Annotated in this window: 6 protein-coding genes; 4 read left to right on the top strand and 2 right to left on the bottom strand. The window is 60.8% G+C overall.

Going from position 1 to position 6,862, the window contains the following annotated elements; translation table 11 throughout:
* Positions 1-68: 68 nt before the first annotated feature.
* Both AAEZ03_RS07980 and AAEZ03_RS07975 read right to left on the bottom strand, forming a co-directional pair.
* Positions 69-1,028: a quinone oxidoreductase family protein gene (locus tag AAEZ03_RS07980; protein ID WP_350577535.1), complete on the bottom strand. Its 960-nt coding sequence runs from the start codon at positions 1,026-1,028 to the stop codon at positions 69-71.
* Positions 1,029-1,117: 89 nt separating this feature from the next.
* Positions 1,118-1,897, bottom strand: coding sequence for an AraC family transcriptional regulator (locus tag AAEZ03_RS07975; protein ID WP_350577533.1), 780 nt, complete (start codon positions 1,895-1,897; stop codon positions 1,118-1,120).
* Between the two features lie 148 nt (positions 1,898-2,045).
* Between AAEZ03_RS07975 and AAEZ03_RS07970 the strand changes: the two genes are divergently transcribed.
* From AAEZ03_RS07970 to AAEZ03_RS07955, 4 genes are all read left to right on the top strand, one after another.
* The gene (locus AAEZ03_RS07970; protein ID WP_273219089.1) at positions 2,046-2,486 is read left to right on the top strand and encodes a DUF411 domain-containing protein; all 441 of its coding nucleotides are present in this window, start codon (positions 2,046-2,048) and stop codon (positions 2,484-2,486) included.
* A gap of 357 nt (positions 2,487-2,843) precedes the next feature.
* Positions 2,844-4,412 (top strand): glycogen synthase GlgA, encoded by a 1,569-nt coding sequence (gene glgA, locus AAEZ03_RS07965; RefSeq protein WP_350577531.1) that lies wholly within the window; start codon positions 2,844-2,846, stop codon positions 4,410-4,412.
* Positions 4,413-4,477: 65 nt separating this feature from the next.
* Positions 4,478-6,559, top strand: a complete 2,082-nt coding sequence (gene malQ / locus AAEZ03_RS07960) for a 4-alpha-glucanotransferase (RefSeq protein WP_350577528.1) — start codon at positions 4,478-4,480, stop codon at positions 6,557-6,559.
* Positions 6,560-6,576: 17 nt separating this feature from the next.
* Entirely contained in the window at positions 6,577-6,810 is a 234-nt protein-coding gene (locus AAEZ03_RS07955; RefSeq protein ID WP_048368964.1) for a DUF2934 domain-containing protein, read from the top strand.
* Positions 6,811-6,862: the final 52 nt, after the last annotated feature.

Raw genomic sequence — 6,862 nt, 5'->3', positions numbered from 1 at the left:
GAGCTTGCCTCGCGATCTTTTGATCTTTAAAAGATCGCGAGGCAAGCTCGCTCCTACAGGTTGCTTATTTATGGAATCAGCACCACTTTGGTGCTCGCCCCGGCGTTGACTTCAGCGTAGCTGACCAGCCCTTGCACCAGCGGAGCTTGTTCAAGGTCGCGGGGCGCGGGCAGTAAGCCTTCATCGAAGTACTGGCCAAATTGATTGAGCATGCGTGCGCACTCGGTGCTGCTATATAGAAGGCTGTTGACGCCAATCAGTGAGCCTCCTTTGCGGTACAGCGCCAGCGCAGGTAATTGCACGTGCCCGTCCAGTGGCGCGGCAATAATGGCCAGCCGACCAAACACCGCCAGCGCTGGCACCGCGGCCGGCAGCCAGTGACCGGTGGTGTCAAAAATCACGTCGGCGCCCCCGGCAAACACCGCATTGACCTCGCCCGCCAATGCTTCGGGCTGCGTGAGCAGGATCACCTCATAACCCTGCTCGCGCAGCACCCGCGCCTGCTCAGAGCGACGCACGGCAGCCAACACCTGCGCGCCCAGCACGTTTGCCAGGCCCAAGGTGGCCGAGCCCACCGCGCCATTGGCGCCAATCACCAGCAAACGCGTACCGGCCACTACGCCACTACGCTGCAAGGCATCCCAGGCCGTGGTGTAAGGCACGCCCATGCTGGCGGCCTGTACAAAGCTCAATGTCTCAGGTTGGTGCGCGACGCCACTGGCGGGCAGGGTCAAATACTCAGCGTGGGAACCGTCACGGTTAAACCCCAGGTCCTTGCCGGTGCCCCAGACCGCTTGCCCAAGCAGTTCTTTAGGCCCCTCAACGACGACACCGGCAAAATCGCGCCCCGGAATTCGCGGCAAGGTGGTGTAAGGGAAACGCCCCAGTACGTTCTTTACGTCACTGGGGTTCAAGCCCGCGGCTTTGACCTGCACCAGCACCTGGTCAGCAGTTGGCGTCGGGATGGGCACGTCGACCACCTGCAAGGCGGCCAGATCACCGGTTTTGGAAAATTGCAGCGCCTTCATGTTCTAGCCTCCGGGTCAGTGAGATGGCCATGAGTCTATGACCGGCAAACGCCGCGCATCGGTCAAACCCTTCTGCCTGTCGGCCAGATTCAAGCGTCTGGCAGGTGGCCCTGCCCATATAAAGACGGCGGAACACCCAGCTCGCGGCGGAACATGTCGCTGAAGCTGCTCGGTGAATACCCCAGCGAACGGGCGATCTGGCTCACCGACACCCCCTGGATCAGCTCCGCCGCCGCCGTGGCCAACTGCACCTGGCGTCGCCATTGCGCAAAGCCCATGCCCAGCTCCGTCTGAAACAACCGCGCCAAAGTACGCACGCTGGCCCCGGCATGGCCGGCATGCTGTTCAAAGGCGATGTCCAGCGTCGGGTTGGCCATTACCGACTGGCACAGATTGAGCAGCCGCCGATCCGCAGCGTCAGGCATCGGCACCTTGAGCAACGTGCGCCGGGCGCGCTGCAGCTCAAGCAAGGTCAGATTGAGCAACGCGTCTGTGTAGGCCGGTGGCGCGTCGGGCTGATCCACCAGATTGATGATCAACTCTCGCAACAGCCGCCCGACTTCCAGCACTTGCACATGACTGTCGAGCGTGCGCGCCGTGACTTGGGGCAAATACAGATTGCGCATCTGTAAATCCGACACCACACGAATCCCGTGGGGCACGCCAGGTGGCAGCCATACCGCCCGCTGCGGCGGCACGGCCAAGGCTTCATCCGGGGTATCAACCCACATCACGCCGCTCATGGCATACAACAACTGGCCCCATTCATGCTGATGCGGCTCAATGTACAAACCGCGCGGGTAGGTGCGCGCCAGCGGCTGTACCGGCACGGCGGGATCAGACAAATCAGGCGGAGCAGCAAGAGCCATAAGCAGTTCACGTCAGAAAAGTAAGTGGGCATGTTACATCAGCGTGTTTGTGCCTAAAGTGTCGGCACCTGACAAAACTGTCATCTGAACATCAGTTGCCTGACAGCCTGCGCAGTCCAGGCTGAGTTATTTCATCAAGAGGTCATCAATGAAGAACCCGTTACGTATTTTTGCGCTCTCTACACTCTTTATTACGTCATTCGCCAACGCTGCTGAACAACTGACCATGGACGTACACCGCGATGCCAACTGCGGTTGCTGCAAGGCCTGGATCTCGCACCTGCAAGCCAATGGCATCAAGGTCAATGACCACGTTGAAGACGACATGAGCCGCGTCAAACAAGAGCTTGGTGTACAACCACGGCTGGCTTCGTGCCACACCGGGGTGATCAACGGTAAATTCGTTGAAGGCCACGTGCCGGCCGAGCAGGTGTTTGCCCTGAGCAAGCGTCATGATTTGAAAGGCATTGCGGTTCCGGGCATGCCGATGGGCTCGCCAGGCATGGAAATGGGCGACCGCAAAGACGCTTTCCAAGTCATTGGCTTGCGCAACGACGGCCGCGACGAAGTGGTTGCCGAATACCCGTAACCCCCGCATAAGCCAGCAGGAGCGAGCGCGGTCTTTTGAGCTCTAAAGCTCGCTCCTGCTGTTTGTCTGAAAAGTCCTCATCACCCAATATTCTTCCAATCTCGCCTAGCCCCTTGCGGCATCTCTCCTACACTCATCGCTGTCGTGTATACAACTCGCGACGTCGTTTTAAACAAAGCGAACCTTCTACCCCTCTGACAGGTCAACCTGATACAGGGCTGCCTGCTTGGTGCATTCCTTGCAGCACTTTTTTCACCTTTTACGCCTGTGGCCAAGGTGAACTTTATCAATCTGAAAGCGGAGGCTGACTGGCCCTGAGGCCGATAGCAGCTCAAATAAGTACAACGGGAGAGAGTCATGATCAGTGCTGCTGCTCCACATCAAGACGAACGGCTAAATCCGCCAGCGGCGTCTTCGATCACGCTCTCCGGGTTGGCACCTGCGGGTAAGGCTGTACCGCCAGTGGTGAATACCAACCCCAATAAAAAGAAAGTCCTGTTCGTGACCTCCGAACTGGCAGACCTGGTCAAAACCGGTGGCCTTGGCGATGTGTCAGCCGCTCTGCCCCGGGCCATGCGCCATTTGCACGATGTTCGGGTGTTGATCCCCGGCTATCGGCAAGTGCTGCACAGCGATAACCCGATCCACATCATTGGTGAACTCGGCGGCCATGCCGCGCTGCCACCGTGCAAAATCGGACGCATGGACCTCGCAGACGGCTTGGTCATTTATGTGCTGATTTGCCCGGAACTGTACGAGCGCGAGGGCACTCCTTACGGCGCCAATAATGGCCGTGACTGGCCGGACAACCACATCCGGTTTGCCCGCCTGGGCCTGGCCGCCGCTGATATCGCCGCCAACCTGGCGCAGATCCACTGGCAACCCGATTTGGTGCATGCCCACGATTGGCCAGCCGGCCTGGCCCCGGCTTATATGCACTGGCGCGGCCAACGCACGCCCACGCTGTTTACCATTCATAATCTGGCCTACCAGGGTGTATTCAGCCGCGCATGCTGCCCGGAATTGGGCATTCCGCCCCATGCCCTGCAACAGGACGGCATGGAGTTTTACGGCAAGCTGTCGTATCTCAAGGCGGGCATGGCGTATGCCAGCCACATCACCACCGTCAGCGCGACCTATGCCCAGGAAATCACCACCCCGGCCTTTGGCTGCGGGCTGGATGGCTTTTTGGCCAGCAAAACCCAGCAAGGGTTGCTCAGCGGCATCCCTAACGGTATCGATGACACGTGGGAAGCTTCGACCGATCCGCACCTGGTCGCGCCGTTCAGCATCGGTGACTGGGAAGGCCGGGCGGTCAATACCGCTTACGTGCGCGACTTGTTTGGCCTGCAACCGTCTACCGGGCCTTTGTTCGCCGTGGTGTCGCGGCTGGTCTATCAAAAGGGCCTGGACCTGACTGAAGCAGTGGCCGATTTCATCGTCGCCTCGGGCGGGCAGATCTGCATTATTGGCCGCGGCGAGCCCGAAGAAGAACAGGCCATGCGTGAACTGGGGCTGCGCTTTCCAGGGCAAATCGGCGTGCGCATTGGCTTCAACGAGGCCGATGCCCGGCGCATGTTCGCCGGCAGTGACTTTTTATTGATGCCCTCGCGCTATGAGCCCTGCGGCCTGAGCCAGATGTACGCGCAACGCTTTGGTTCGCTGCCGGTGGCGCGCAATACCGGTGGTTTGGCCGACACCATTGAAAATGGCGTCACCGGCTTTTTATTCGATGAGTCCACCGTCGAAAGCTACACCGAGGCCCTGACCCGCGCCTTCAAGGTCTTCGCCTATCCCGAGCTGATGAACGCCATGCGCTGCCGTGCAATGACGGCACCGTTCAATTGGTGCAAAGCCGTGGAGCCCTACGCCGAGCTTTATGAGCGCCTGGTGGCGCAGTCCATGGTGCGTACCAGCAAGTTTTAACACCGCAGCAGCCTGATTTGCCCGACGTTCGATAGCCACTCGCCAGCCTTCAAGGGAGCCCGCCAATGAGCGAAGCGCAATTGGAAATACTCGCCGGCCGAGCCGGACTGGCCGTTGACTGGATTGATGCCAACGGCCAACCGCAAAGGGTTACGCAACCGGTGCTGGAAGCCATTCTGGCCGGTTTGGGGCTGCCCGCCGACAGCCCTGAGGCCATTGAAACCAGCTTGCTCAACTTGCAGCTGGAGCAACAAAACAAACGCTTGCCGCCCTTGCTCACCGCTGACGTGGGCAAGGCACTGGACCTGTCGCGGTATTTCCACGCCCACAGCCATTGCACGGTGTACCTGGAAAATGGCGGCTCATTGCCCATCCAGCTGGATGCCGACGCCATGCTGCCGGGCATGATTCCTGTCGGGTATCACCGGGTGCAGGTCGAGGAGCAGCTTTTTACCCTGGCCGTGGCACCGGCCAAATGCTTCAGCATTGCCGATGCCCTGCAACAGTCAACGCCCAGAACGTGGGGCTTGAGCGTGCAGCTGTATTCATTGCGCCGCGCTGGTGATGGCGGCTTTGGTGATACCCGGGCGCTTGAAGTGCTGCTCCAGGCCGCCGGCGAACGGGGTGCCGACGCACTGGCCATCAGCCCGCTGCATGCCATGTTCAGCAGCGCGCCGAAACACTACAGCCCGTACTCGCCCTCCAGCCGTCTGTTTCTCAACTGCCTGTACGCAACACCGGCGAGCATTCTGGGCGGCGATGCCGTCGACCGGGCGATTGAAGCCACAGGGCTAAAAGACGAACTGGAGCGCCTTGAGCGGTTGCCGCTGATCGACTGGCCTGCGGCGACCCACGCCAAACAGACGTTGCTGCGCCAGCTCTACGAAGACTTCATCACTGAAGACTCGCCACTGCTCAGTGATTTCCAGCGCTTTCGCGACATCGGCGGCGAAGCACTGGAGAACCACTGCCGCTTCGAGGCCTTGCAAGCGGTCAGCGCTGCCGAGCAACGCAGCCTTGACTGGCGCGACTGGCCCGAACAGCTACGCAACCCGGACAGCCCGGCCCTGCTGCGCTTTGCCGAAGAGCACCAGCACCTCATCACCTACTACGCGTTCTGCCAGTGGCTGATCGCGCAAACCCTCGACCGCGCGCAAGCCACGGCGCGGGCCAGCGGCATGGCCATTGGTATGATCGCCGACCTGGCGGTGGGCGCCGACGGTGCGGGGAGCCAGGCCTGGTGCCGTCAGGATGAACTGCTGGCGCAATTGACGGTGGGCGCCCCGCCCGACTTGCTCAACCGCGCAGGGCAAGGCTGGGGTATCTCGGCCTTCTCGCCTGAGGGCCTGAAACGCAGCGGCTTCCGCGCCTTTATCGAAATGCTGCGCGCCAACTTTGCCCATGCCGGTGGCCTGCGCATCGACCATGTGCTGGGGCTGCAACGCTTGTGGGTCATCCCGCTGGGCGCCTCGCCTGACCAAGGCGCTTATTTGTATTACCCGGTGGATGACCTGCTGCGTCTGGTCGCCCTGGAGTCGGTGCGCCATCAAGCCATCGTCTTGGGTGAAGACTTGGGTACGGTCCCCGAAGGCCTGCGTGAAAAGCTCAGTGAGCGGGCCATTCTCGGCATGCGCGTGTTGTTGTTCGAGCAGGACTACGGTGCGCACTTCAAGCCCATTCTGGCCTGGCCGGATGACGCCCTCGCCACCACCAGCACCCATGACCTGCCAACGCTCAACGGCTGGCTGCAAGGCCGCGATATTGACTGGAACGAGCGCCTTAATCTGATCGATCCGGTCACCGCCAATGACTGGCGGCGTAACCGCCAGCGTGAATGCGAAGGGCTGGACCGTGCATTGCGCCAGGACCCGCAGAATTTTCAGGAAGAAACCCTGGGCAACGCCCCCACGCTGGACGCGAGTATCCGTTTTCTCGGCCACACCCGCGCACCACTGGTACTGCTGCCCATCGAAGATGCATTAGGCCTGGAAGAACAGGCCAACCTGCCCGGCACCGTCAGCGGCCACCCCAACTGGTGCCGCCGCTTGCCGGCAGATTGCAACACCCTGCTGGACACCCTGGATGCAACGCGGCGCTTCGAGTTACTCGCCTGCGCACGTTTGCAGGCCCATGAACGAGACCGTTAACCCGAGGAGCCATTGCCATGAGTCACGACGATAAGCGTATCCGTGAGTTTGCCTACCAGATCTGGGAGTCCGAAGGCAGGCCTGATGGCCAACATGATCGGCACTGGGAAATGGCCCGCAAGCTGGCCCAGGCCGAAGCATTGGCACCGACTAAACCGGCGCCGAAAGCGGCCAAACCCAAAGCGCCAGCCAAGCCCAAACCCCCTGCCGAGAAAAAGCCGCGGGCGCCACGTAAACCTGCGGGGTCTTGAAGCCATCGGCAGTGAACGCGATGGATTATGCACGGCGTTGAGAAACGCCTGA

It is taken from the genome of Pseudomonas sp. HY2-MNA-CIBAN-0224, assembly GCF_040310285.1.
Taxonomy (GTDB): Bacteria; Pseudomonadota; Gammaproteobacteria; order Pseudomonadales; family Pseudomonadaceae; genus Aquipseudomonas; species Aquipseudomonas helleri.
The sequence above is the reverse complement of the archived record's forward strand: the minus strand, read 5'-3'. Positions and strand labels throughout refer to the sequence as shown.

Coding starts and splice junctions, on each gene's coding strand:
- AAEZ03_RS07975 (WP_350577533.1), bottom strand. CDS start 1,897: ATGGCTCTTGCTGCTCCGCCTGATTTGTCTGATCCCGCCGTGCCGGTA.
- AAEZ03_RS07980 (WP_350577535.1), bottom strand. CDS start 1,028: ATGAAGGCGCTGCAATTTTCCAAAACCGGTGATCTGGCCGCCTTGCAG.
- AAEZ03_RS07970 (WP_273219089.1), top strand. CDS start 2,046: ATGAAGAACCCGTTACGTATTTTTGCGCTCTCTACACTCTTTATTACG.
- AAEZ03_RS07955 (WP_048368964.1), top strand. CDS start 6,577: ATGAGTCACGACGATAAGCGTATCCGTGAGTTTGCCTACCAGATCTGG.
- glgA (WP_350577531.1), top strand. CDS start 2,844: ATGATCAGTGCTGCTGCTCCACATCAAGACGAACGGCTAAATCCGCCA.
- malQ (WP_350577528.1), top strand. CDS start 4,478: ATGAGCGAAGCGCAATTGGAAATACTCGCCGGCCGAGCCGGACTGGCC.